This window comes from Stieleria sp. (assembly GCF_041595215.1).
In the GTDB taxonomy this organism is placed as follows: domain Bacteria; phylum Planctomycetota; class Planctomycetia; order Pirellulales; family Pirellulaceae; genus Stieleria; species Stieleria magnilauensis.
In genome coordinates this window covers 13,730-38,765 of the sequence record NZ_JBFHKV010000001.1, presented here as the reverse complement: position 1 = coordinate 38,765, position 25,036 = coordinate 13,730, and the positions used below count along the sequence as shown (strand labels likewise).

Sequence of the window (25,036 nt, the reverse complement as noted above, 5' to 3'; positions counted from 1 at the left end):
GCACCGGTGGTGTCGGGGTGAACTTTCAACACTCCTACGACGTCGCCCCGAATCAGGGTGACATCAATGTGAACGTCTCCCTGACGTCGATCGCTGATGGTTCGATCGTATTGAGACAAAACATGACCGACTTGCTCAATCGCCCGGAGTTCACCACCACGGTCACGCTGCGGGTCGAAGGTGCGCTGCTGCCGTTCTCGGCGCCGTTGCCCGAAGCCGACAGCGTTGATTTTGTCCGCACCTTCGAGCAAATCGTCGTCACCACTCCGGCCACCCAACGCATCGTTTTCGTAACGCCTCCGTTGCAATTCAATAATTCGGTCGGTTCCGCCGTCGTGACCAGCCAGCGCTACTATGTGCTGCGAATCGTTTCGTTCGGTGCCGAGTCGGAGGGCGAAGTCAAGCTTTGGGATTCCGAGCCGGGACGCGAAGAGTACAGCCTGCCGGATCTGGAAGACCCGAATTCGGGCGAGGGATTTGAACTGAGCCAGTTGCCGGAATTGTTCAAGCGATTGCCCGACGATCGTTATCGAATCTATTTGATCGAAGGTCAAACGGAACGTCTGGTGTTGGACTTCATCATCCGCGACGGACAACCGATTGAATCTCAAAGCGACGACCAACCGGTTCAGGAAAGCGAAGCGACCGAGTCCGACGGGGAAATGGACGCCGAACCGCCGGAGATCCCTGAGGCTGTGCCAATCGAGCGTCCCAACCTGAGCAGCATCGAACGCTTGGGCAGCGTTCCCGTGGTCTCAATGGGCGGCATTGTGCTGGCCGCGGGGATGGCCAAACGCGATGCAAGACGTCAGGGACGGCAGCGGCGCACCGCGTCAGCGCAACCCGAGCGCGATCGAAATAACATGTCAGCGAGGAGACCAGCGTCATGGCGCTAATCTGTTCTTATTGTGGTTCCGAATGCAGCCAGCGCGACCAGGCCAATGGGCGTTGCGGAAGCTGTGCGTGCTTCTTCACCGGCAACGAAGAGGTCATCCCCGATGCCCCGGCCGAACAACCGGTTGCGTCGTCCGACGATGCCGCCTCCTCTCCCTTGACCGCCCCCAAACCGACCGCCGAGACTGCGGAATCCGATACGGAACAGGCGGGTTCGGCACCGGACACCGCGATCCCGCCGCCGAGTCAGTTTGATCCGACAGCGATTGAGCCCGACAGCCCGCTGCAGGAGCTTCCCAGCAGCGAAGGGTTGATTCAGCCGCGACGTTTGTCGCCCCAATTTCGGCGACGGGTTGAACGCACGTGGGAGTCGACGTTCGGCGGCGGAGGAGCAGGCTTTACCGCAGAGAGCACGCTCAGTTCCCATCAGCCGTCGACCGAAACGAAGGTCGAGAGCCCGACGCTGAGCATCGCGACGCGAAAAATCACCAAGGGAAAAAGCGGTGCTAAAGGGGCCAGTGAAGGCGATTACGAACTGACCGATGTGATCGGCGAAGGCAGCATGGGTCGTGTTTGGTCGGCCCGCCAGACCTCGCTGGACCGTAACGTCGCAGTCAAAGTTCCGATGCCTGAATTGGCCGGCGCCGGAAGCGTGGGCGAGAGCCAATTCATTTCCGAAGTCGTCGTCACGGGACAACTGGAACACCCCAACATCGTTCCGATTTACGAACTCGGACGCGATTCGACCGGGATCCCGTTCTATTCGATGAAGCACGTTCAAGGGCGACCTTGGAACGAGTTCATTCAGGAGAACACGATCCAGGAGAATCTGGAAATCCTGATGAAGGTCTGTGACGCGATCGCCTTTGCGCACGACCGAAACTTCTTGCACCGAGACATCAAGCCACACAACGTGATGGTCGGCGAGTTCGGTGAAGTCTCGGTGATGGACTGGGGGATCGCGGTTTCGATCACCAAAGACCCCAACCAACCCTGGGCATCGGTCGCGACCGGACCGGCCGGTACACCGGCTTACATGGCGCCCGAGATGGCGGCCCACAATCCGTCCGAGCTGGGTGTGGTCAGCGACATCTATCTGTTGGGCGCGGTGCTGTATGAGATCGTCACGGGAACACCGCCACACCCCAAAACCGGCGACACCGGGGAAGCCCTGCTCGCCGCGGCAGCCAACGAAATCATACCGACGACGCGATCGGGAGAGTTGGTGGACATCGCCCGCCGCGCGATGGCGACCAATCTGGATGACCGATACCAGTCCGTTCAAGAGTTGCAAGATGCGATTCGAGAGTACCAATCGCATCGAGAGAGCATCAAGCTGTCCGAAAGTGCCGACGAGCACTTTGCCCGGGCGAAGGAACAACAGAGCAGCGACGAATTCGCCCGCGCCAGGTTCGCTTATGAAGAGGCATTGAAACTGTGGGACGGCAACACCGCTGCTGCCATCGGCATGCGACTGTCGACGTTGGAACACGCCAAAAACGCTCTCGCGCAAGAGAACTATGAACTGGGGATTTCCGTTCTGGATTCGAAGAATCCAGAGCATCGCGATCTGCTTTCCAAGCTGGAAACCAAGCGGGCGGCGAGACGACGCCTGGCATGGTTTTCAAAGATTGCGGCGGGAACGGCGATCGCCGCCATCCTGACCGTCGTCGTCGTGACGCTTTACTTCTACATGGAGTCGCTGGAAAACGCCAAGTCGCTGGAAGCCGAACGAGATAAGGCCCGTGAACAAGAAGTGGTCGCGACCAATCTGAAAACGAAAGCGGAAGCTGAAAAAGAAAACGCTGAAATCGCTCGAAACGAAGCCTTCCGGGCACAACGGGAAGCTCGGCGATTGGAAGCCGAAGCCCGGTTGGAAAAACGCCGCGCCGAAGAGGCACCTTATTCCTCCGAAATCGGATTGGCCGCCGAGTCGATCCGACGCAAGCTGCGCGACAAGGCCGAACGCATCCTCGATAAATTGGATCCGACCAAGCCCGATGCCGATCCGGTGATGTCGCAGTTGCGGCACATCGAATGGGGGATTCTGAAACACAGCTGGGGCCCGTCCTCGGTGGCGACGCTGACGGGCAAAGATCATGTCGAAGCGGTTGCCAGTTCAGCCGGCGGCGACGTGCTTGCCGCCGGAACGGATCTCGGAGACGTGTTGGTGTGGAAGGGTATCAACGGCTTGGACAACGACGCGGAGCCGGTGACGATCCGATTCGGAAACAAGATTAGCGCCCTGGCGGTCTCCGACGACGGACGATACCTGGCCGCGGCGGGGATTCGCAAACCAGATTCGGAAGGTGATTCGCGACAAAACGATTTCGACGTTTGCGTCTGGGAAATCACGTCCGTTGGAGTCGCCCAAACGCCTCTGTTGCTGCACGGCCACAAGGCAGAAGTGTTGAGCGTCGCCTTTTCCAGCGACGCGACCAAGGTCGTCACCAGCGCCGCCGACCGCACCGCCGTGGTTTGGGATCGGATCACCGGTGAACGTCTCTCCGTGATGGCGGACCATTTGGATCCCAAGGTTTGGAGTGCGAGGCTTTCACCCCAAAATGATGACTTGGTCGTGACCGCCTGCGAAGACGGCAGAGTCCGAGTCTGGCGAACCACGCCGAAGTCCGGTGGCGTCAGTGAAGCGAAGAAGCTGTACGATTTTCGCGGTCACGACGGACCGGTCTACGCCGCCGTATTCAGCCCCGACGGCCAGTCCGTGCTCTCGGGCGGTTACGACCGTAGCCTGCTGCGTTGGAAACTCAGTTCGGCGCAAGCCGACGTGGTTGCCGCAGGCACCGAACTGTTGAAAAAACGATTGCAAGGACAGGCCGATGCGAAACAGGGCGACGCCAACCGGCGAGACGAGATCGGCTCGACCGGCGATCGTCACACCGCCAGCATCCGCAGCATCGCGGTGGGCCGACTGGGCGATCAACAGATCATCGTCACCGGCGGAAACGACAACACCGTGCGGGTATGGCGGCCGACCGAAGACAGCTGGAAATTGGACAAAGTACTCAGCGGACACGGGCGTTGGGTCCGGTCGTGCGTGTTTTCCAATCACGGTCAATACGTGCTGTCGGGGGCCGACGACGGTTTGAAACTGTGGGCCTGGCAAGATTATTCGATGCCCCGAGATCTGATCCCGGATCCGGAAGTTCGCTTGAGCCGCCAACCGAGTGAACGCGGACTGTCCAGTGCGCTCAAGTCGATCTATTCCCGCGACGGACGTTGGATCGCAACGGTCTACGCCAACGGCACGGTCGAAGTCTGGGATCTCCAAGACCCCGGCCGCGCGACCGGAGAGATGTTGGTCCAAGGGCACGCCATGTTGGCGGCCACCGGCGTGATGGATCAGCAAGGCGAACGGTTGATGACCTCGGCCGGCGACAACACCACGCGACTGTGGAACGTCACCCGCGGGACGCATACGCTGAAGCTTGATGGGACCGGCTATCGAGGCGCCGCGGACGTGGCGTGGCAGCACGACCAGGGCAACGCCTTGGTAGTCACCGGCAGCGATGAACACATGACGCCGGCATGGTTTTGGCATGTCGATGCAGAGGGCAAAGTGGTCAAGACGGCTCTGCTGGGCGACTATGCCCGTGCTCAGTTGGCCCAGCAAGCCGAAGCGGAGACCAAACGCCGCGGCGCGACTTATTCGGCCGTCTCGCTTCGGACAACCGACGACGGCGTCGACGCGATGGATCGTCTGCGACGGCGAATCCCCGATGTGACGACGACCAAGTTCTCACCCGATGGAGGGCGGTTCATGGTCGGCGATTCCTCGGGGCACTGTTTCGTTTTCCAGCTCGACGCCGAATCGAACCGTCCTCGCCAACTGGTCCGTTTTCGGGCGCACCGCTCCGCCATCCGCAGCGCCGCGTTTCTGCCATCGGGACAGTCATTGATCACCGCCGGCGTGGATGGTGAAGTCATCATGTGGAACGCAACTGACGGAACGCAACAAAACAAACTGCCTTGGTCGGGACCGGTGACGGCTTTGGACGTTTCCGCCAGTGGTGACCGCCTGCTGGTCGGACACGCCCCGTTGGAAGGCACCGATTTCCCCCTCGCCGAACTGTTCCGCCTGGAGGGCGAGGAGATTCGACCGGAAGCCAGCTTCTTGCTCACCGATGATGCAGGCCATCGCGATTGGACCGACAACCGGCCGACGGTTCGGTCCGCGCGATTTGTACCGGGAACCGATCGGGCTTTGCTGAGTCTGTTTTTCCCGGCCAAGTCAGGCTCGGAGCGCGGCGGCCAGTCGGCCACCAGCCGCCCCTCACGTTATCGGATCGGCTATTGGACCTGGAACCATCAGGGCACTGATTTTGCCGAGATGCGTTCAACGCAAATCGGTGAAGTCTCAACCGCGTTCATCGTGGGCAATGACGCGCCGCAAACCGAACTGCTGGTGGTCGGCGGCAAGGGTGCCCGACTGTTGGCCGCCGATGATCAGCGGCCGTTGAGTTTTACGACACTCAAGAAGAGCTTTCGCCCCGCATCCAAAATCGTTGCAGCCGATTTTTCGTACGATCCCGCGGGCGGTCAAAGCAATCGATTGGTGGTCGGCGACAGCGAGGGCAACGTACGCGTTTGGGAACTGGACGCGGGGCGTTGGAGCGAGAACACCAGCGCTGCGGTTCACCTGGTCGGCCGGCATGACGGACCGATCGTGTCCACCTTTTTCGATCCGAATGATCCGAACCGTATGATCACTGCGGAGCGAAATGGAACCTGGAAACTTTGGCGGTTCGATGCCGAGCAGTGGCACAGTCCACTTCAATCGCCCCCGGACGATGATCGGCGCGCGTTGAATTTCGCGATGTTTTCGCCCGATGGTAAACGCATCTTGGCCGGGACCGACAGCGGCGCGGCGGTTTGGCAACTCGAGGATGACGGAACCTTGCAGCGTGTGTTGGAAACGTGGCAACCGGGAAAAGTGCAGACGGCCGTGTATGCCGACGACGGCAGTTGGATCGTGACCGGTGACGGGGACCGTGTCGTGGCGTTCTGGGATGTGCGCGGAAATCTGCTTGCACAGATGGATCAGGAAGACGCCAGTGGAACCACCGCGATCGCGCTTTCCTACGACCGACGACGACTGGTCACCGGCCAGGGCAAAGGCATCGGAATCTGGGACACCAGTCGCATCTTAGAGGCAATCGTTGCGAAAGATCCGTCGCAAGGAGAAACCGATGCCGTAGCAGAAACGATCGCTTCGAGCGGCTTGATCAAAGAGTTGTTTACGCTGAACAAAAAACTGTTCCGACTGGATGCCGAAAGTGAAGTCAATTCCGAAAGTGACGTCACCTCCATTTCCATTTCGCCCGACGGCCAAAACCTGTTGTCGTCCGGGATGAATGGTCAAACGACGATTTGGGAGGGCGCGCCCCTGTATCCGATCGCGTTTGCGTTTTCGAATGATCAGTTCACGGTTCGACGCAACGCATCGTTCAAGCATATCGGCAGATCTGCGTTTCTGAGCGATCCGAGTCGGTTGGCACGCTTTGACGGTGCTGAATTGAACGTGACGATTCAAGGTGAACCGCTTGCCGGTGAGGCGTTGGCGATTCGTCCGATGACCGACCTGTTGGGCGCAACCATCGTGACCGACACCCGGCAGGGCCGCACCATGCTTTATCACCGCGCTCATCACCTTGCCGAACCGAAGGTGATCGGAGAACTCGTTTCAGCCGAGGGGCCAGCGGATCGATTGAGTATCCGATTCAGCGATGCTGTCGACGTCAGGTCGGTTCAGGCGTTGATCACCGCGTTGGCCTACCGAGTCGAATCATCCACCGCCGATGTGCCTAGCGACAGCGCCGATGTACCGAGCGACAGCGATGACGTGCCGAGCGACAGCGCCGAGGCGACGGATCCGGAGCAGGATGCCGAAGTCGCTGAAGTGGCCGTGATCTCGCGGACCGTCCAGGTCACGCTGTCCGGTTTTCAGTACCAGATCCGTGACCCGAGCGGGGCAACGGACGGGTTGCCAGGAGAATCCCTTCCCAAGCAGTCGCTCAGCCAGACGATCACGATTGAAGTGGAACCGGATCACAATCAAGAGTCCGGGCAAGAAACGCCGCTTGCGGAAAGTTTGGCGGCCGGTGCCTGGTGATTCAGATCTCGGTGATCGTGGGGAAGGATGGCTGAATGATGTAAGGCTGAATGATGTGGGGCTGACCGATGAGTCCGGCCGCTATGCGGGCAACTCCACGTCACCGGCGAGAAACTCTTTTCCGATCTCGGTCATTTTACGGAAGCGATCATTGATCGATGGCACCTCGCCGGTGGTCGCGGTCATCGACATCGCAGCGGCGGCCATTTGAGCAGTCAGTTTCGGATCCGGCGGGACTTCTTCGAACTCAGCCGGCGCCATACTGCCTTCGCTCCAACACGCCGCCGCGGCGACCAAACTGGCGGCGTTGGCGAATTCAAGTTTTTCGGCAATCGCCATCGCCGCGCGGCGGTTTTCTTCGCTGGGATCCTTCAACCACGCCAGCGTCACGTCGAGCGCGGCTCGCTCCTCGCTGGTCAACTCTCGTGGAAAGACTTCGTCGACGGCCCGATACGCCCAATAAATGGCTTGTCGCTTGGGGAGGTACAGCGAGAGGATTCGGATCGCGTCGGCAAACAGGTTGTTCTCCGTCAGAACCTGAAAAAACTCTTCCGGCGAATGACTGGGACGAAAGAGCTGCAACGACTCTTCCTCCAGGTCGGTCATTTGACACAGTTCGACGGCGGAGCGTTTCGGCTCGACCGGCTCCTCGGTCGGTGGCTCGTCGGGCGTGTGCTTTGGACCGCCGGGGCGTTCCTTGACCACGGTTCGAAGCATCGTTTGCCCGGCGACGATCTGATCGCCGTCGTCGATCGACGCTTCTGTGACGGGTTCGTTATTGACGAATGTCCCGGCGGAACCCGACAGATCGCGAACCAGGCATTGTTCGGATTGACAGTCCAGTTCGAAATGCACTTCGGCCATCTCTCCATCTTCTGGAAAACAGACATCGGCAACGTCACTCCTTCCGAACCGTGCCCGTTCGCCGGACTGCAGCGGGATTTGGCGACCCAGTGCCGGTCCTGCGGTGACCTGAAGAATGACTCTCATGACTAGAGATCCGGAAAGAAAGAAGGTGGATCGAGGACTGGGAAGCGGATGGACGACGAGACAAATGTGCGGGGCGGATCAGTTAATTTGCACCAGGCTACCCTTCACAGTCACCATGCTGCCGGAGACGCTTGCCATGGGAGCTTTGAGGGTCGCCGACGCATTACCTTGGACCAGTACCTGAGGCGCCTTGATCGTGATGCCCGAGTTGTCGATCTTGATGCTGCTTCCTCCGACTTTCAGCAGGATCGACTTCGCCGCTTCGGTCTTGTGTGCACCTGATTTGACCTGCAATGAGTCGTCACCCGTGGTGACCACCGAGGTGCGATTGCCGGTCTTGATCGTCAGCGCTTCATCGCCATAGATGGTTGTCGAGCGTTTTCCTTTTTCGATGGCGATCGTCGCGTCACCCTTGCTGACCGTTTGGGTAAAGTTCTTGAGGATCGTGATGGTCTGGCTGCCGTCTTTGGCGCTGGCGTCACCGATCACGACTTTTTGGTTGTTGAAAATTTCGATCAGCTGATCGCCATCGTCTTTCTTTTCGAAACCGACTTTTAGGGTGTCGTTGTTTTCGACGACTCGTTCAAAATCTTTTTCGGCGTGAAAGTAGACCTGTTCTTCGCCCTTCTTGTCTTCGAAGCGAAGCTCGTTGAAGTTTTGGTCGGTCGCATCGGACGAACTATGGGTCTTGATGCCGCTTTGGGTCCGGTTGTCCGGCAACTTGTAAGGCGGCATCTCATCGGCGTTGTAAACCCGACCGGTGATGATCGGCCGGTCGGGATCGCCTTCGAGAAATTCGACAATCACTTCCTGGCCGACTCGCGGAATGTGAATCGAACCCCAGCGTTTGCCGGCCCAGGATTGGGCGACACGGACCCAGCAGGAACTATTTTCGTCTAATTTCCCCTCGCGATCCCAATGGAATTGAACTTTGACGCGTCCGTACTTGTCGGTGTAGATCTCCTCGCCCTGTTTCCCAACCACAACCGCCGTCTGCGGGCCACGAATCCTGGGCAAGGGCGTTTGGCGCTGCGAGCGAAAGACTTGACTACTCTTGATCGCCTCGAACGAGCATTCGGGCAAGATTCCGGCTTCGGATTCTCCCGACCCGTAGTCGCTCGTGCTCAATTCCAGATTGGTCGCAACCGTCAAATACTCCTCGTTTTGATCGCCGCGAAAATGACCGGCCAGGGTGAACAACGATCCGGTTTCAAAACCGAGGACGTTGGAATTGCCTCTCACTCGTTCGAATCTGGCCTCTTGTTCTTCGATGCGTCGCTGAGAGTAGCTCGTTCCGTCTGCCGCTTTGGTGTATTCACCGGGGTAGTCAAACATCTCAAACTTCGACATGTCGTGCTTGAGAGACGTCTTTGACGTCGCCAACAGTTCTGCCCTGGGGCTTTCGAAATTATAGTCGTTGAGGACATACGCACCGGTTTGGACCTCTTTGCACACAGACCAATGATGGACGTGCTCGATTTCCCGCAACCGCCCTTCATCGGGTGGAAAAAACGGCACGGTCGCGTAGCCGTTGGCCGGCGAATGCGCCGAGACACCATCGGCCAAAACCATTTCGTGCTTTGATTCCTCGTGTGTGAAGTAATAGTAGATCCCTTCCTGTTCCATCAATCGATTGACGAAATCGAAATCGGATTCGCGGTACTGAACGCAATAGTTCCATCGTTGATAGGTTTCACCGAACCGTTCGACATAGTCGGTGAACCCATGATCGCGAAACACGGTCGTGATGATCTCCGGGACCGTCTTTTCCTGAAAGATTCGGCAGTTGGTGTTACGAGTCAAGAACCACAGCCAAGGCACCAAGGTGGCGCGGTACACCGAGAATTCACCGTCGCTTCCCGCCCACGAAAAACGGTTGATCAGCCCGTGGAAGTGACGCGTCGAACCATTCGGACGCAACACCGAGACGCAAGCCGGTGTGCCGAGCAGGTCATCGAGGACGATGTTGTGATCGGTCGACAAGAGATCCAACGAAAACTCAAACGGACTTCCCAGCCGTTCGAAGGCAGACATGCGATGGAACAGCAGCTTGTCCAGCCCGGCCTGTGTGGTGACTGCAATCCCGCGGTTGATCTGGGACGGACTCATAATTCAGCTAATCTCAATGCGCCAGAGCAGGGACAATCTGTAGTGGCCGGATTGTACAGTATCAGAGGACTGCAGCACCAGACTGCGACGTGCAGCCCGCTGCTTCCACGATGGCGTGCCGCCGGGCCAATCCTCCCGTGTGGAGACGGAATATCGATTCAGTCGACAGGCCCGTTTCCGTGCATCACGTTCAGTTTTCTTTGACCGCTGTCACCGCGAAACCGTGGACGGGGCGTTTCAGTTCCAGACGAAGGGTCACCGGCTCAATCGCGCGAACGCCGAGTGAGGCTCCATTGATGCAATCGGTGAGATAATCTTGCCGATGGCTGTATCTGCCGTGGGGATTGAGTCGATAGGGCGGCACGTCGTCTGCATCGGAAAGACTTTCGACGGTGAACAACAGCATCCCTCCCGGACGCAACGCCTTGGCCGCCGCGCCGATCGCCTCTTCGAGTGCTCCAAAATAGATCAGGGTGTCGCACGAGACGATCAGATCGTATTGGTCGGCGTGTTCGGACAAGTACTCCACCAAGTCGGCCTCGATCAATTCATCATACACACCGCGCGCCGCCGCCTTGACCATCATTTTGGGGGACAGATCGATTCCGACCAGCCGCTTCGCGTAGGATCGCAAATCCTCGCCGCACAACCCGGTTCCACAACCGGCATCGAGCACCTGCATGTTTCCCTGCGGGCTCGCGACATCCGAGAGTGCGTCGGCAATCTGGGCCGGTGCCCGATAGTCCAACCTTTCCAGCACTTCGTCGAAACTGGACGCAAACACATCAAACGATTCTCGGACAAAGGCTTCGGAACAGCGGTCGGGAATCTCTTTTCCCTCGCACGCAGCCAGCATGTGCTTGGCGATCGGATTGTCGGGGTCAATCGCCAGCCACTGACGATAGACGATGATCGCTTCGTCGATTCTGCCGAACGCGTACAGCGCCCGCCCCAAGTTCAAGTGGGACGTGCTGCGGTTCGGATCGATTTCGACCGCCTTTCGGAAGGCCACCAACGCCTCCTCCTGTCGCCCGCTGGCCTTCAACGCATTGCCAAGGTTTTGGTGAGCGTCGGCATGTCGAGGCTGTAACTCAATGGCCGCCTCGAACGAAGTGATCGCCTCATCGGTCCGTTTGAGCGCGCGAAGCACGGCCCCGAGATTGTTGAGCGCATCGGCATGCTTGGGATCCGCCTCGATCACCTTTCGGTACTCGGCTTCCGCCTCGACAAACCGTTCGGACTCTTTCAGTACGTTTCCCAAGTTGTTGCGGGCACCGTGATAGCGGGGATTACCGCGAAGCGATCGCCGAATCAGCCGCACCGCCTCGTCGGAGTTGCCCTGCGTGTGCCGCAGCACGCCCAGAAAGTGCAGCGCATCGACGTTTTCGGGCTCCCGTTCCAACGCGCGCTGGTAAAGCCCTTCGGCTTCCGTCAAATGCCCACCTTGGTGGAGCGAAACGGCCAACGAAACGACGTCCGCGACGGGTGGGAGTTGGGGTCGAGATGCCATGCAGACGGGTGACGTGTGAAGGGAGAGTTCGAGTCAATCAACGGGATCGGTGCTCAACCGACGGTCGAAACGCGCCAAAAACCCGACGAAACAAGGTAGGGACGAATCCGTGGCATCCAGACGTGATCCACAAAGGCGCGCTGGGCCGCGGTCAGCTCACCGCCCGGCAAGTTCTCTTGGGGCGTGCGTTTGGGGTCGTAGTAATCTTCCAACGTGGCGATTTTCGCCTGTTCCGAAACACTCAGGCTCGCCGCGATCGAATCAAACAGATAACGGGGCGGAAGCGGGATGGCGGGACCATCAGGGTGTGTCGATTCATCTTGCACAGCATCCTGCCCAGCGCCCTGCCGTTGATCCTGTCCGGCGCCACCACTTTCGTCGTCGGCAACACCTTCGGATGGGAGCGGATCGCAGGTCGCCGCCTGCAACGCCTGCCGCAATGGGGCGATCGATTGATCGATCCGCACATCCTTGGGCGGAATCAGGGACAGGTCGCTGATACGCGCGGGAGCTGTCGGGGCACAGAACACGTCGTAAATCGCGATCGCGCTGACCGCTTGGGGACGCAGCTGGTATTCGCCAACGCAATACAAAAACAGGACGTCGGTGTTAAACGAAAACACACAATGGGTGAGCAATTCGATCAACTCCCGACCGCCGCGTTGCATGATGGTTTTGGTGCAAACCGGCACGTTGTTCAAGCCTCTGAGGATGTGATGTTGTCGTCGTCGCCGCGCTCGGCTGATTCCACGAACGAATAGCGTGTCACGTTTTGTGCGTCAATGACAGCCACCCGGGTGGACGGGCAGGATGAATCACCGGGATCATCTCGATCGTAGTCGCTGACGGAAATCACAAAAACCTCCGGTGATGAATCCTGCAACTGGTCGAGGATCTCGTCGAGGCCTTTGCAAAGATAGCCGTTACAGACCGTGGATCGCATGTCTCGTGGCAATGTGCATCCGGTCTCGGCATGGTAGACGCAGGAATCCTCGTAGGCTTTGGGACCGATGCGAGACACGTAAGCGTCCAAGACATCACGCGGTCGCTGGTCCGGATGACGCTGCATGTATCCGAGTACAGTCTCCACATGAATGAACGCGTGGCCGCGGCCTTGGAAACAACAGTGGCCGCGACACACCGCACATCCGTTGCCCAGGATTGCGAGCTGGGAAGGCGACAAGTCGGCGGGTGTTTGGTTGCCGGCACCGTCATCTTCCAATGTCGCTTTGCCGAAGCGGATGGCGGCCGCCCGGCTGATGACGCCCATCAAACGATCGATGAACGGGCGCAGCTGTCGCTTGGAAATTCCGACCAGCCGACGCTGATTGGAGGGCAGCACACCGAGTCGCCGATCACCCCGGGCGGGAATCGAATCCGATTGAACGAGCGCTTGCTCGGCCATCACGACTCGATCACGCAACTTTTTTCGGTGACGAATGTCTGCCTGTGCTTGCTGCCGCACCTGATGCGTTTTGCATTCGACGCGCGAGCAGCTGTTCCCGACCGCCTGCTCGGAAACCGTCAACAAATTCCCGCAGACGACACATTGGGGCGCCCCATGCGACCGAAACGGTCCCGGCCTGGCCTGGGCGCCACCTGGTGGTCGCATGTCGGCAGATTGCGACGGTCGATGGAGCGAACGATCGGGGCGCGACATGGTGCGGATCAAAAGATAAATGCGAAGCAGTCGGACAGATCAATGGCGTCCGTCGTTCATGGTAAGGGTTCGCTGACCCGCTGCCTACAGAGGTGCGGCCGGAGCGATCGCATGGCTGCAAAGCAACAGCTGCAAGACAACAGATGCAAACAAGCGGCGATCACGGTGTCACACCGGTGGGTTAGCCGATGTGCCGCTGGGCCTGATTGCCGTCGTCCGCTAAACTCGTTTTTCCGAAGACCGCCTGCGACAAACGGGCGGTGCAGTTTTTGTTGCTTTGTCCAAAATTCCATCCGGCGGAAAACCAACATCATGGCGAGTGAGGCATCGACCGCATCAAAAGAATTGCTGAAACAGGCCATCGCGTCGCATCGCGATGGGGATTTGACCCGCTCGGAATCTCTTTACAAGCAAGTTTTAGAACTCGATCCGAAGCAGACCGACGCGATGCAATTGCTCGGAGTCATCGCGGCCCAGTTGGGGAACACTCCGCTGGCGATTGAACGGGTCAACCAGTCGATCGCGATCAATCCCAATCAGCCAGGTGCACTCAACAATCTCGGCAACATGCTGGTCCGAGAAGAGCGGTACGAAGAGGCCATGGATGCCTTCGAGCGGGCGATCCATTTCGCTCCCGACGACGCCCAGTCGCACTTGCATTTGGGGCACGTGTTCGGTTACCTGCACCGACATCTGGACGCCTATACCGCGTACACCCGAGCCACCGAGTTAAGTCCTGAGGACGCAACGGCATGGCACTCGCTGGGTGCAGCACTTGAGAAGCTTGGCCGCCTGGATGACGCCGTCGAAGCCTACCAGAAGTCAATCGCGATCTCCACCGAGTACGTCGCGCCCCGAGACGGACTGGGAAGAGCATTGCGGCTTGCCGGGCGTCTCGACGAAGCCTTGGAAGTCTATCAACAATGGCTGGCGATGGATCCGGGAAACCCCATTGCGGAGCACTTTATTCTGGTCTGTGGCGTTCCCGAGAACGTTCCCGAGCGAGCTTCACAGGACTATGTCAAACAGACGTTTGATGGATTCGCCGATACGTTTGACTCGCTGCTTTCCAGACTCGACTACTGCGTCCCCGAACGATTGGGAAAGATCGCCGACTCGCTTGTCGCTGATGAAGATCGCGGCACGCTGCGAATCGTTGACCTGGGCTGCGGCACCGGACTCTGCGGCCCGTACCTGAGAGATTTGGCAAGCCATCTCGTCGGCGTGGACCTGTCGCCGATGATGCTGGCCAAGGCGAAAGAACGACACCAGTATGACGAATTGGTCGAGGCGGAACTGACGCAATACCTGATCGACTGCTCCGAGCCTTTCGATTTGATCGTCTCGGCCGACACCCTGATTTACATCGGTGACTTGCGTCCGACCTTTGACGCCGCTGCGGCCGCAATCCGGGCCGGCGGAGCGTTGGTGTTTAGCATCGAAAAACTGGAATCGGAAACGGCACCAGACGATCCCGATCATTTTCGACTGGGAACGAGCGGCCGCTACCAACACACCGAGGCTTGCATTCGCAATTGGCTGCAAGCACGCGGGTTCACCGTCAACGCGTGCACCGAAACGGAAGTCCGCAAAGAAGGCCACGACAGCGTGACCGGATACCTGTTCACCGCCACACGAAACTCAACCGATTGATACTCAACTGATTGATATCGATTCGCCATCACCCCTGAAGGACTCTGATCCCGTGTTCTCCGATAATACGCCGACTCCCCTGGGAGCGGAGGAAGCGAAGCTCTTTCGTGACGTTTGCCAAGCCGCCGGCTATACCTCGCCCCGACTGGAGGAGCGTTTCGGATTGCTGGTGCCGCCGCCGAGCGACCGACTGCCGGCAACACTGGGGGCGAGACTGGACCAGAATGGAACGCCGTTGGATGTTCTGGCCAAAGCGTTTTTCCTGGGGACGGCGGTCGATACCGAGACGGCAAACGCACTGCTGCCCGATGGCTTCATTCGCTTGTGCCTGCAGTGCGGCTTGCTGATCGAAGACGGAACCGATTACCGCCCGACCGCCCTCGTCACCCCCGTCGGCACGGCATTGCTGGCCTCCGATCTGCAGCGGATCGAATACCAGGACGAGGAACAATTCGTGCCGGCGCTTTGCGACGCGGCACTGCACCTCAATGCTGTTGCGATACGCCAAAGCGTCGGCAAAACGCTCGACCTGTGCAGCGGGTTCGCGCTGCACGGCGTCCTGTCCTGCCCACACAGTGAAACCGTCGTAGCGTCCGACTTGAATCCGAGGGCAGCAGCGTTCGCCCGCTTCAACGCCGCGCTGAACGGTTTCGAAAATTTACGCGCCGTGACGGGGGAACTCTTCGACGCGGTGAAAGGCGAACGATTCAACCTGATCCTTGCCAATCCGCCGTTCGTCATTTCGCCCGACGCGATGACGACGTATCGATTCAACCCCATCGCATTGGACGGATTTGTCCGGCAGATGCTTTCGCAAGCGGCCGACCACCTGGAAGAAGGCGGCATCCTGCAAACGATCTGTGAATGGGTCGAAGTGCAAGGCCAGGACTGGCAAGATCGACTCCGCGGCTGGCTGGCAGATTCCGGTTGCGATGTCTGGATCCTGCCGGCCAATCGACAACTGCCGGCCAGCTATGCCCGCAACACTTTGGCCCAAACGATTTCCGACGAAGCGGAATTGGCAGCACAACAGGCGACGTGGGAAAACTACTTTCACGAGCAGCGGGTCGAAGCCATCCAAGGCGGCTTTCTCTTCATCCGCCGTCGAAGCGGCAAGAATTGGTTCGACGTGACACAATTGACCAAACCCATCCGCCAACCGATCGGCGACGCAATCGCCCGCGGTTTCTCCAATCGAGATCTGGCACTGAGTGACGACAGCGACGCGTTGCTGTCCAGCCGATTGACCGTTGCCAATGGCTTGCGTCAGGTCGAGACGTCGCACTGGAAAGAATTTCGTTGGCAACGCGACTCGATCGTGCTCCACCTCGACGATGGATTACCCGTCTCGATCGGCATCGACGAATACGTGCGCACGTTGCTCGAAATGTTTGACGGCAGCCGGCCCGTCTTGGAGTGCCTGGACCGGTTCGCCAACCAAGTGGGACTGGCGATCGAGACCGGGCGGAAACAGGGCACTGCCATGGTGCGCTCGCTGCTGAAAAACGGGATCCTGGTCGCGACGGGCCGCTGACGCTTACTGGTCGGCGCGAAACCGCTGGATCAGTTCACGGAGCGTCATCTCGTTGGCGTAATACTCTCGCTCCACACCGTTCTGTCCGTGCCAACGCAAGAACTCCAACAGCTCGGATGGTTTCAATTCCTGGATCAATGTCGGATTGATCGGATACTGGTAGCCGTGCTCCTGAATCTTTTCGCACACCTGAATCAACTCGGAAGGATCCAGCAAGTTGGCGGCACCGGCATCGACCAATGCGTGGACACCAAACGGCGTCGGCGCGGGATTCTGGGTCAAGAATCGATCGACGACCTGCCAGACCGTGGCGACCTGCAGCGTCTGCCGCAGATCGTCTGCCGGCGGAACACGCGTGCCCTGTGATGGTGCGGCGGAGGGCTTGGAACGGGTGACGATCTTTTTTAGCCATGCGAACATGAAACAAGCATAGCAACACGGTCGGTGCGCAGACCAGACGGAGCAAGACCGAAGCGCGCGGGGAAACATGAGTCGCGTCGAAAGCCGCTCGTCACCGCGATCAAAGGCGGGGCCAAAAACAAACGCGACCCGGTCTGTGCAGACTCGGGTCGCGTTCATGAATTCGTTGAGTGTGGGCCGGCAACGACCCACATGACTTAAGCACGATGGCTCAAGGTGACTTACCAGCCGCCGCGGCCTCCGCCACCGCCACCGCCGTAACCTCCACCGCCGCCGCCGCCGCCGCCGCCACGGTTTCCACCGCCGCCGCCGCCGCCACGGTAACCACCGCCGCCGCCACCACCGCCGCCACGCGGCGCTCGCTCTTGGGCTTCGTTGACCCGCAGCGGTCGACCTTCAAAGTCTTGTCCGTCGAGAGCATCGATTGCTTCCTTGGCAGCCTCGTCGGGCATCGTCACAAAGCCGAAGCCACGGCTTCGACCAGTCTCGCGATCGGTCAACACGATCGCATCATCGACCTGACCGTACTGGCCAAAAATCTCTTCCAGCTTTTCCGTCGTTACGGCCCAAGCCAGATTTCCCACATACATCTTCATCGCTACTACAGCTCCAAATTCCGGAAGGCCTCATCACTCGGAGCTGTCCGCGACGCACAATAGGCGTCCATTTCGTTCTGAGAGTCTCGGTCTTCGATCTAGCCGGACAACGACAACCGTCGTCCGCACACGCGATAAGTGTAACACGATTTCCAAGTAGCTTGGGAGTGATTCTTTCGGGGATTACAAGTGGATACCCAAAAATATGGGTGATATTCTGTCCACCTCCGTGGCTGGGGCAGGCGAAAGGTGGGGGGCAAAGCAGCCGTTCCGCCCGTCATTGAGCGGTTTTTGTTCGTTTCCTCCGCTGGGCTTGGCGCCACAATGGACATAGATTGCGGTCCGCAAGTCGAAGACAAGCCAAGGAAAAAAGTTCATGAAATTCTGCCAAATTGGTCTTTTGATGGTCGCCGGATTGAGCATCGGATGCGGTTCCGGCAAGCCGACCGGGGCGCCAGGCGGTGCCGGAACCGGCGCCGTGGAGAAGTTGCAGGTGGTGGTGACCGTCGGGATGGTCGGCGATTTAGTCCGCAACGTGGGCGGCGATCGGATCGAAGTGACACAGATCTGCGGCGCCGGGGTCGACCCCCATCTCTACATGCCGACGCGTGATGACGTCCAGGACATCATGGAGTCCGACGCCGTCTTCTATTGCGGTTTGATGCTGGAAGGAAAGATGGCCGACACCCTTAAGAAAGTGGGACGCCGCAAACCGGTGTTCGCGGTGACCGACGCGATCGACCGCAGTCGCTTGATGTCCGGTGACGCCAGTCAACCCACTGACGGAAGCGAGGCGCACGGCGACCCCCATGTCTGGAACGACGTCTCGATGTGGAGCCAATGCGTGGACTTGATCCGCGAGAAATTGACCGAGTTGGCGCCCGAGCACGGAGACCAATTTGCGGAGAACGCCGCGGCGTATCGAACCGAGTTGGAGCAGTTGCACGACTATGGGCTGCGGGTCATCGCCACCATCCCCGAAGAGAGTCGCTTGCTGATCACGTCCCATGATGCGTTCAATTATTTCGGACGCGCCTACGGACTGGACGTACGGGGCATCCAGGGAATCTCAACGGAGTCCGAAGCCGGTCTGCAACAGATCAACGCGCTGGTTGATTTGTTGATCCGTCGCAACGTCAAAGCCGTCTTCGTCGAAAGCAGCGTGTCGCCGAAAAATGTCGAGGCCTTGATCGAAGGCGCGGCGAGCCAAGGGCACACGGTGACAAAAGGCGGCACCTTATTTAGTGACGCGATGGGGCGCGAAGGCACCTACGAAGGAACCTACATCGGCATGTTGGATCACAACTTGACGACCACCGCACGCGCGCTCGGCGGCCAAGCAGATCCCGGCGGATTTCAAGGCAAGCTGAGCGGCCAAACGAAACATTAACGGCGTCTCGCCAGCGGCGGCCGAATCCAACCATGCTGAACCCACCAGAACGAAATGATGACGCGAACCTGCCGACGGCGGCCCGGGACGATGGAACGGGCGCCGAGGTGCCGTTGTCGGTCTATGATCTGACCGTGGCTTACCATCGCAAGCCGGTGATCTGGGATGTCGGCTTCGACCTTCCCGCCGGCCAATTGATCGGAATCGTCGGCCCCAACGGTGCCGGCAAAAGCACCTTGCTCAAAGCCGTGATGGATCTGATCCCGCGGGCATCCGGTCGCGTCCGTGTGTTCGGCGATACCTATCGAGAAAACCGGCACCGGGTCGGTTACGTGCCGCAGCGTGAAAGTGTCGACTGGCAGTTCCCGGTCAGCGCCCTGGATGTCGTCGCGATGGGGCTGTACGACCAAATCGGTTGGTGCCGACCGGTTCGTAAGAAACATCGCGAACAGGCCCGCGATGCGCTCGGCCGGGTCGGGATCGGTGACTTGGCGGATCGTCAAATCAGCCAACTTTCCGGCGGCCAACAGCAACGCACGTTCTTGGCACGCGCCCTGGTGCAAGACGCCGACTTGTACCTGATGGACGAACCCTTCGCCGCCGTCGACGCCGCTACCGAACGGGCGATCGTCGAAATCCTGCGAGACTTGAAGGAACGCGGTAAGACCGCGGCGGTGATCCACCACGACCTGCAAACCGTTCCGGAGTACTTCGACCACGTCGTGCTGTTGAACATGCGCGTCGTCGCACAAGGCCCGGTCTCGCAAACCTTCACGCAAGACAATCTGCAAAAGACCTACGGAGGACGATTGACGCTCTTGGACGAAGTCACCGAGGCAATGCGGCGACGGGAACGCTCGCGTTGAGTGGTTAGCTGTTAGCTGTTAGTGGTTAGCTCAGAGATTTGAGATATGAGATTTGAGATTTGGATTGGGTGACGCAACGATGTGGCATACGAAGACGAGCAGGAGGAACGCATTGGCCGGGATCGCTTCGTGCGATCGGGGTTTGCGGCTGTCTCGTGGCCTGTGGTTGCTGGCCTTGCTGACGGTTTCGGCGACCGTCTGTCACGCGCGGGGCAGGCCGTCGCCGGAGGCGTCCTCGCAATCCGCCGCGTTTCAGTGGACCGATTCGCAATGGGGCCGCGTGTTGTTGATGAAGGATTACAACACGCGGATCGTGATCTTCGGCGTCGCGGTGCTCGGCGGGGCCTCGGGTTTGGTCGGCAGTTTTACGCTGTTGCGCAAGCGTGCCTTGATGGGCGATGCGCTCAGCCACGCCAGTTTGCCGGGGATCGCGATCGCGTTCATCGCCGCCAATTGGTTCGGCGGAGACGAAAAATCCTTGCCGTGGTTGCTGGTCGGTGCGACCGCCAGCGGATTGCTGGGTGTTGCGGTGATTCTGGTGATCCGCAACCAAACACGGCTGAAGGAAGACGCGGCGCTGGGCATCGTGCTCAGTGTCTTTTTTGGTGCCGGCGTCGCGCTGTTGGGTGTGATCCAGCAAATGGACACGGGACACGCGGCGGGTTTAGAAGGTTTTATCTATGGCAAGACCGCTTCGATGCGGGCGGCCGATGCGCGATTGATCGCCATCACTTCGCTGATCGTGATCGCCGGTTGCCTGTTTCTGTTCAAAGAACTCAAACTGCTGTGTTTTGACGAAGGGTTTGCGGGGGCGCAGGGGTTTCCCATGATCGCGCTCGATGCCGGCTTGATGACGATGGTGGTCCTGGTGACGATCGTCGGTCTGCAGGCGGTGGGATTGGTGCTGATGATCGCGTTGTTGGTGATTCCGGCGGCGGCGGCGCGGTTCTGGACCGAAACGATGTGGCGGATGATGCTCTGGGCGGCGGTGCTGGGGACCGGCGGCAGCATCGTCGGTGGATTGGTCAGCGCGTTATTCCCGGGACTCCCCTCCGGTGCGATGATCGTCCTGGTGTGTTCGGTGTTTTTCTTCGTCAGCATGATGCTGGGAACGCGACGCGGCGTGATCATTCGCTTGATCCGCCGGATGCGGCTGAACCGTCGAATCGATCGCCAGCATTTGCTGCGGGCAATGTATGAACAACTCGAAAAATCATCCGGCGGGCCCGACCACGCGGGGCTGGCCGAGCGCACCAACCGACGCATTTCTGTCAGTCTTGACAAGTTGCTTTCGATGCGAAGCTGGTCGCGGCGACGCTTGAGCCGGGCGATCGAGCGGGCGGTCGAAGACGAGTTGCTGCGGATCCAAGACGGTGCCTGCAAATTGACCCAAGCCGGATTCACCGAGGCGGCACGGCTAACCCGTCAACACCGCTTGTGGGAAATGTATCTGATCGCCTACGCAGACGTCGCGACGGCCAACGTGGACCGCGACGCCGACAAGATCGCACACGTGTTGGCACCGGAAGTGATCGACCAACTGGAGGACTTGTTGGATGAACAGGGCATGACGATCCCGGTGCCGCAAAGCCCTCACGGACCACTCGGCACAGGCGAAACCCTGGGCTCCGGCGAAACACTGGGCTCCGGCGAAACACTGGACGTCCAGGGAGTCGACGCCGACGGGCACGCCGACTCGAAGCCACAACGCGACGCTTCGGGGGGACCTCAGTGATGACCGGCGAACCGCTCGTTGCATGGATCGGACAGTTGCTTCCTCTCGGTTTTTCGTGGAGCTGGGGTCTGGACGGCTGGATCGTGGTGATCGGCAGCCTGGCGGCCGTCGCGTCATCGCTGCTGGGCAATTTCTTGGTGCTCCGCAAGATGAGCATGTTGGGCGACGCGATCACGCACGCCGTGCTGCCGGGGATCGCGGTGGCTTTTTTATTGACCCAGACCCGCAGCAGTCCGGCGATGTTTGTCGGTGCCGTGATCGTTGGCCTGTTGACGGCTGTGTTTACCGAATGGATTCGCGGCGCGGGGGGTGTCGACGAAGGCGCTTCGATGGGCGTCGTGTTCACGTCCCTGTTTGCGCTGGGGTTGGTGATTTTGGTCCAAACCGCCGACGCGGTGGACTTGGATCCGAATTGTGTGTTGTACGGATCGATCGAGTTGACGCCGCTCGATACAGTCTCGGTCGGCGGTCGCGACGTGCCCCGAGCGGCGGTCGTCCTTGCCGTGGTGACTGTGGTCAACGCGTTGTTTGTCTTGCTCTTTTTCAAGGAACTGCGTTTGACCTCGTTCGATCCGGCGCTGGCGACGACGATGGGTTTTTCGTCCAAGTGGATGCACTACGGGTTGATGATTCTCGTCTCGGTGACGGCGGTCGCGTGCTTCGAAAGTGTGGGCAGCATTTTGGTGGTCGCGATGTTCATCGTGCCCGCCGCGGCGGCTTACATGTTGACCGATCGGTTGGGCGTGATGATTGCGATCAGCGTCGCGTTGGCGATCGTGTCGGCGGTTCTCGGCCATGTTTTGGCGCTCAGCGTTCCGGCCTGGATGGGGTACCGCAGCACGACGACGTCGGGCATGATCGCGGTTGCCGCCGGCGGTCTGTTCTTTGCGGCCGCAACGCTCGGCCCCAGGCACGGCGTGTTGGTGAAATTGGTCCGACGCCAATTGTTGTCGCTTCGCATCCTCTGCGATGACATCGTCGCGTCGCTGTTTCGGGGCGAAGAACTGGAACAGCCACCGCCCACGGCGACCTGGTTGGCCGGAGAATTGTTCGCTTCCAACTGGTCCATGAAGACCGCCCTGGCGATGCTCCGCCGGCGCGGTGAAGTCGCCGATCAGGACGATCGATTGCAATTGACCCACGTCGGACGCGAACGGGGACAACGGTTGGTCCGGTCACACCGATTGTGGGAACAATACCTGGTCGACCGGGCCGGCAGCGGTGCCGAGAGGATTCATGACCAGGCGGAACGATTCGAGCACTTCACCGACCGCAATCTGCGCGACGAGCTGGCCAAAGAGACCGACACACCGGTCGAAGACCCGCACGGTCGGCCAATTCCCGATGAGAGTTAAAAAGTCCCCGCTGATGGCCTAATTCGTGGCCTACGGTTTTCCTAGTGCTTTGCCAACTTTGAAGTTTCGGGTTGCGAGGGTTGAGCGGAAAAGGGGCCGTTTTCCCCGGCCCCCCTCAGTTCGAAGCTGACGGAGCACAAGGGCGTGCCTGCGAGAGTCCGCGGGCCACCGGTCAACCACGAATCAATCAGATAGGACGATGGCTACAATTCCCGCTAAACGCAGCAGAACGCTTGTTGATTCGGAGGTCCAGGGCAGCCTGGTCCGCCGTGTGGCGTTGCACTGGGTTGTGTTCTTTGTTTGCAACACGATCGCACTGACGTTCTGGATTCGGTTGTTTGAGCAACCCGATGCCGATTGGGGACAGACATTCGGCGACACCATTCGTCGGTTCTTGCCGTTCTTCGTGATCACGGTCGCGTTGATCCCGGCGTTTGTCTGGGACACGTTGAAGCTGAGCCATCGCTTTGCCGGCCCGATCCTGCGATTGCGCAACACGCTCAAGGACATCAAGGCCGGTCGCGCGGTTGCCCCGCTGAAATTCCGCGACAACGATTTTTGGCAAGAGATGGCGTGCCACTTCAACGACGTCATGCGGCTCCGCGACGCCGACGGTCAACCGAACCCGGTGGAGTCCGACACCGACGAGACAGGGAGGGAACCGTCCAATGCATAACCCCTTCAAACGCAGTTCGATTCTCGGCGTGCGAAGTGGTCGCCGGAAACGAGACGGGGTTGCTGCGGTTGAATTCGCGGTTTGCTTGCCCGTGATCGTGTTGCTGGTTTTCGGATCGATTGAGGCGTCCAGCTTCATCTTTCTCAAACAGTCCCTCAGCGTCGCCTGTTACGAGGCCGCTCGAGAAGCCTCGCAGTCAGGCGGCTCGGAAGCGGAAGCGGACGCGCGTGCCTCGGCGATCCTGGAATCCCGACGCGTCAATGACTTCGAGATTCGATTTCCCACCGGCGTGGACGAGTTGCAACGTGGCGAACAAGTCGTCTGTGAAGTCTCGGCCCCGACACGAACCAACAGTCCGATCGCGGGCGAATTTGTCACCAACCGAACACTGGTCGCCCGCGTCGTGATGTTGAAGGAATAGACCAACCGTGCCCCATCCCACTGATAAACCTGATAATCCAAATCGTTTCCATCCCATGGTCAAGCACCGATTGACGCGTCGCCGGCAACGCCGCGGTGCGATGCTGGTATTAATCCTCGTGATGCTGATCGGGTTTCTCGCCACGGTCGCCTTTTCGGTCGACATCGCACACATGCACCTGTCGAGAACGGAATTGCGTTCGGCCACCGACGCGGCATCTCAAGCGGCTTCACAAGAACTGTCCAAGACCTTTGACACGTCGCTGGCGATTCGCAGGGGCCAGGAAATCGCGTTGCTCAATCGAGTCAACGGGCAGCCGCTGCAGTTGGAATCCCGTGATTTCGAATTCGGTCGCAGCGATCTCGATGCCGACGGACGTTTCGTCTTTCGCCAAGGTGCGACTCCGCTGAACACCGTCCGCGTGACCGGCCAACGCACCAGCGGCTCCGCTGGCGGAGCCATTCCGTTGTTGTTCGGAAACGTGTTAGGGTTCAGCACGTTTGAACCCGAGATGACCGCGGCGGCAACGTACATCGAACGCGACGTCGTTCTGGTGGTCGACCGCAGTGGGTCGATGAGGGGAACCAAGTTCGCGGATCTGCAAACAGCGATCGGCGTGTTCGTCGCCACACTCGAAACCACTCCGGTCAACGAGCAAGTCGGATTGGCATCCTACAGCCAATATGCCACCGAAGATGTCTCGCTGACCACCAATCTGGTCGAGGTGACTGACGGGTTGTCCGCCCTGATCACCAGTGGCCGCACCAGCATCAGCCGCGGCATGAAAGCCGGTGCGGCGATCATGAAGGGCGGTCGCGACGAGGAATTCGTCGAGCGGACGATGATCGTGATGACCGATGGATTGCACAACGAAGGCCCCGAGCCGAGCACCGTGGCAAGAGATCTGGCAGCCGATCGGATCCAAATCCATACCATCACCTTCGGCCGCGGCGCCGACCAAAACCGCATGCGGACGGTCGCGCAAATCGGCGGAGGCAAACATTTCCACGCGCTCAGTGCCGCCGAACTGATCGAGGCCTATCGTGAAATCGCTCTCACCCTGGGAACGGTGATCACAGAATGACAGCCACCAACCA

General features: G+C 59.5%; 18 protein-coding genes. 11 read left to right on the top strand and 7 right to left on the bottom strand.

Translation table 11 applies throughout. From position 1 onward, the window contains the following. Both ABX749_RS00145 and ABX749_RS00140 read left to right on the top strand, forming a co-directional pair. On the top strand, positions 1 to 896 hold an 896-nt coding region (locus tag ABX749_RS00145), incomplete at its 5' end, for a hypothetical protein (protein ID WP_372894234.1). Beyond that, positions 887 to 7,024 carry a protein kinase gene (locus ABX749_RS00140; protein ID WP_372894233.1) on the top strand — a complete coding sequence of 2,046 codons (6,138 nt, stop codon included), beginning with the start codon at positions 887 to 889 and terminating at the stop codon, positions 7,022 to 7,024. The genes ABX749_RS00145 and ABX749_RS00140, both read left to right, overlap by 10 nt. Positions 7,025 to 7,105: 81 nt before the next feature. Here the strand turns inward: ABX749_RS00140 and ABX749_RS00135 are convergent, their stop codons facing one another. From ABX749_RS00135 to ABX749_RS00115, 5 genes are all read right to left on the bottom strand, one after another. Then, on the bottom strand, positions 7,106 to 8,014 hold the full coding sequence (locus ABX749_RS00135) for an FHA domain-containing protein (RefSeq protein WP_145211269.1): 909 nt from the start codon (positions 8,012 to 8,014) through the stop codon (positions 7,106 to 7,108). Positions 8,015 to 8,092: 78 nt separating this feature from the next. Beyond that, on the bottom strand, positions 8,093 to 10,123 hold the full coding sequence (locus ABX749_RS00130) for a type VI secretion system Vgr family protein (protein ID WP_372894232.1): 2,031 nt from the start codon (positions 10,121 to 10,123) through the stop codon (positions 8,093 to 8,095). 190 nt (positions 10,124 to 10,313) lie between these two features. Beyond that, a complete protein-coding gene (locus tag ABX749_RS00125) occupies positions 10,314 to 11,633 on the bottom strand; it encodes a tetratricopeptide repeat protein (RefSeq protein WP_372894231.1) in 1,320 nt (439 codons plus the stop codon). A 53-nt stretch (positions 11,634 to 11,686) separates the two neighbouring features. After that, the gene (locus tag ABX749_RS00120) at positions 11,687 to 12,301 is read right to left on the bottom strand and encodes a hypothetical protein (protein ID WP_372894230.1); all 615 of its coding nucleotides are present in this window, start codon (positions 12,299 to 12,301) and stop codon (positions 11,687 to 11,689) included. A 29-nt stretch (positions 12,302 to 12,330) separates the two neighbouring features. Further along, on the bottom strand, positions 12,331 to 13,056 hold the full coding sequence (locus ABX749_RS00115; protein WP_372894229.1) for a hypothetical protein: 726 nt from the start codon (positions 13,054 to 13,056) through the stop codon (positions 12,331 to 12,333). A 549-nt stretch (positions 13,057 to 13,605) separates the two neighbouring features. On the opposite strand from ABX749_RS00115, the gene ABX749_RS00110 reads away from it, so the two are divergent. After that, positions 13,606 to 14,946: a tetratricopeptide repeat protein gene (locus ABX749_RS00110; RefSeq protein WP_372894228.1), complete on the top strand. Its 1,341-nt coding sequence runs from the start codon at positions 13,606 to 13,608 to the stop codon at positions 14,944 to 14,946. Positions 14,947 to 14,998: 52 nt separating this feature from the next. After that, on the top strand, positions 14,999 to 16,480 hold the full coding sequence (locus ABX749_RS00105; protein ID WP_372894227.1) for a methyltransferase: 1,482 nt from the start codon (positions 14,999 to 15,001) through the stop codon (positions 16,478 to 16,480). 3 nt (positions 16,481 to 16,483) lie between these two features. On the opposite strand, the gene ABX749_RS00100 is transcribed toward ABX749_RS00105, so the two are convergent. Together ABX749_RS00100 and ABX749_RS00095 are read right to left on the bottom strand one after the other, a co-directional pair. Continuing rightward, on the bottom strand, positions 16,484 to 16,900 hold the full coding sequence (locus ABX749_RS00100) for a hypothetical protein (RefSeq protein WP_372894226.1): 417 nt from the start codon (positions 16,898 to 16,900) through the stop codon (positions 16,484 to 16,486). A 221-nt stretch (positions 16,901 to 17,121) separates the two neighbouring features. Further along, entirely contained in the window at positions 17,122 to 17,496 is a 375-nt protein-coding gene (locus ABX749_RS00095) for an RNA recognition motif domain-containing protein (RefSeq protein WP_372894225.1), read from the bottom strand. A 376-nt stretch (positions 17,497 to 17,872) separates the two neighbouring features. Here ABX749_RS00095 and ABX749_RS00090 point away from each other — a divergent pair, with 376 nt between their 5' ends. The 7 genes from ABX749_RS00090 to ABX749_RS00060 all read left to right on the top strand — a co-directional run bounded on the left by ABX749_RS00090 (position 17,873) and on the right by ABX749_RS00060 (position 25,023). Then, positions 17,873 to 18,886: a metal ABC transporter solute-binding protein, Zn/Mn family gene (locus tag ABX749_RS00090; protein WP_372894224.1), complete on the top strand. Its 1,014-nt coding sequence runs from the start codon at positions 17,873 to 17,875 to the stop codon at positions 18,884 to 18,886. Positions 18,887 to 18,918: 32 nt separating this feature from the next. After that, positions 18,919 to 19,752 (top strand): metal ABC transporter ATP-binding protein, encoded by an 834-nt coding sequence (locus ABX749_RS00085; RefSeq protein ID WP_372894223.1) that lies wholly within the window; start codon positions 18,919 to 18,921, stop codon positions 19,750 to 19,752. Positions 19,753 to 19,894: 142 nt separating this feature from the next. Further along, entirely contained in the window at positions 19,895 to 21,487 is a 1,593-nt protein-coding gene (locus ABX749_RS00080) for an iron chelate uptake ABC transporter family permease subunit (protein ID WP_372894222.1), read from the top strand. Beyond that, positions 21,487 to 22,842, top strand: a complete 1,356-nt coding sequence (locus tag ABX749_RS00075) for a metal ABC transporter permease (protein WP_372894221.1) — start codon at positions 21,487 to 21,489, stop codon at positions 22,840 to 22,842. The genes ABX749_RS00080 and ABX749_RS00075 overlap by 1 nt, the downstream gene beginning before the upstream one ends. A gap of 199 nt (positions 22,843 to 23,041) precedes the next feature. Continuing rightward, the gene (locus ABX749_RS00070; RefSeq protein WP_372894220.1) at positions 23,042 to 23,518 is read left to right on the top strand and encodes a hypothetical protein; all 477 of its coding nucleotides are present in this window, start codon (positions 23,042 to 23,044) and stop codon (positions 23,516 to 23,518) included. Next, positions 23,511 to 23,939, top strand: a complete 429-nt coding sequence (locus ABX749_RS00065) for a TadE/TadG family type IV pilus assembly protein (RefSeq protein WP_372894219.1) — start codon at positions 23,511 to 23,513, stop codon at positions 23,937 to 23,939. The genes ABX749_RS00070 and ABX749_RS00065 overlap by 8 nt, the downstream gene beginning before the upstream one ends. Before the next feature lie 55 nt (positions 23,940 to 23,994). Beyond that, complete coding sequence (locus ABX749_RS00060) at positions 23,995 to 25,023, top strand: VWA domain-containing protein (RefSeq protein ID WP_372894218.1); 1,029 nt, start codon at positions 23,995 to 23,997, stop codon at positions 25,021 to 25,023. The last annotated feature ends 13 nt before the right edge of the window (positions 25,024 to 25,036 follow it).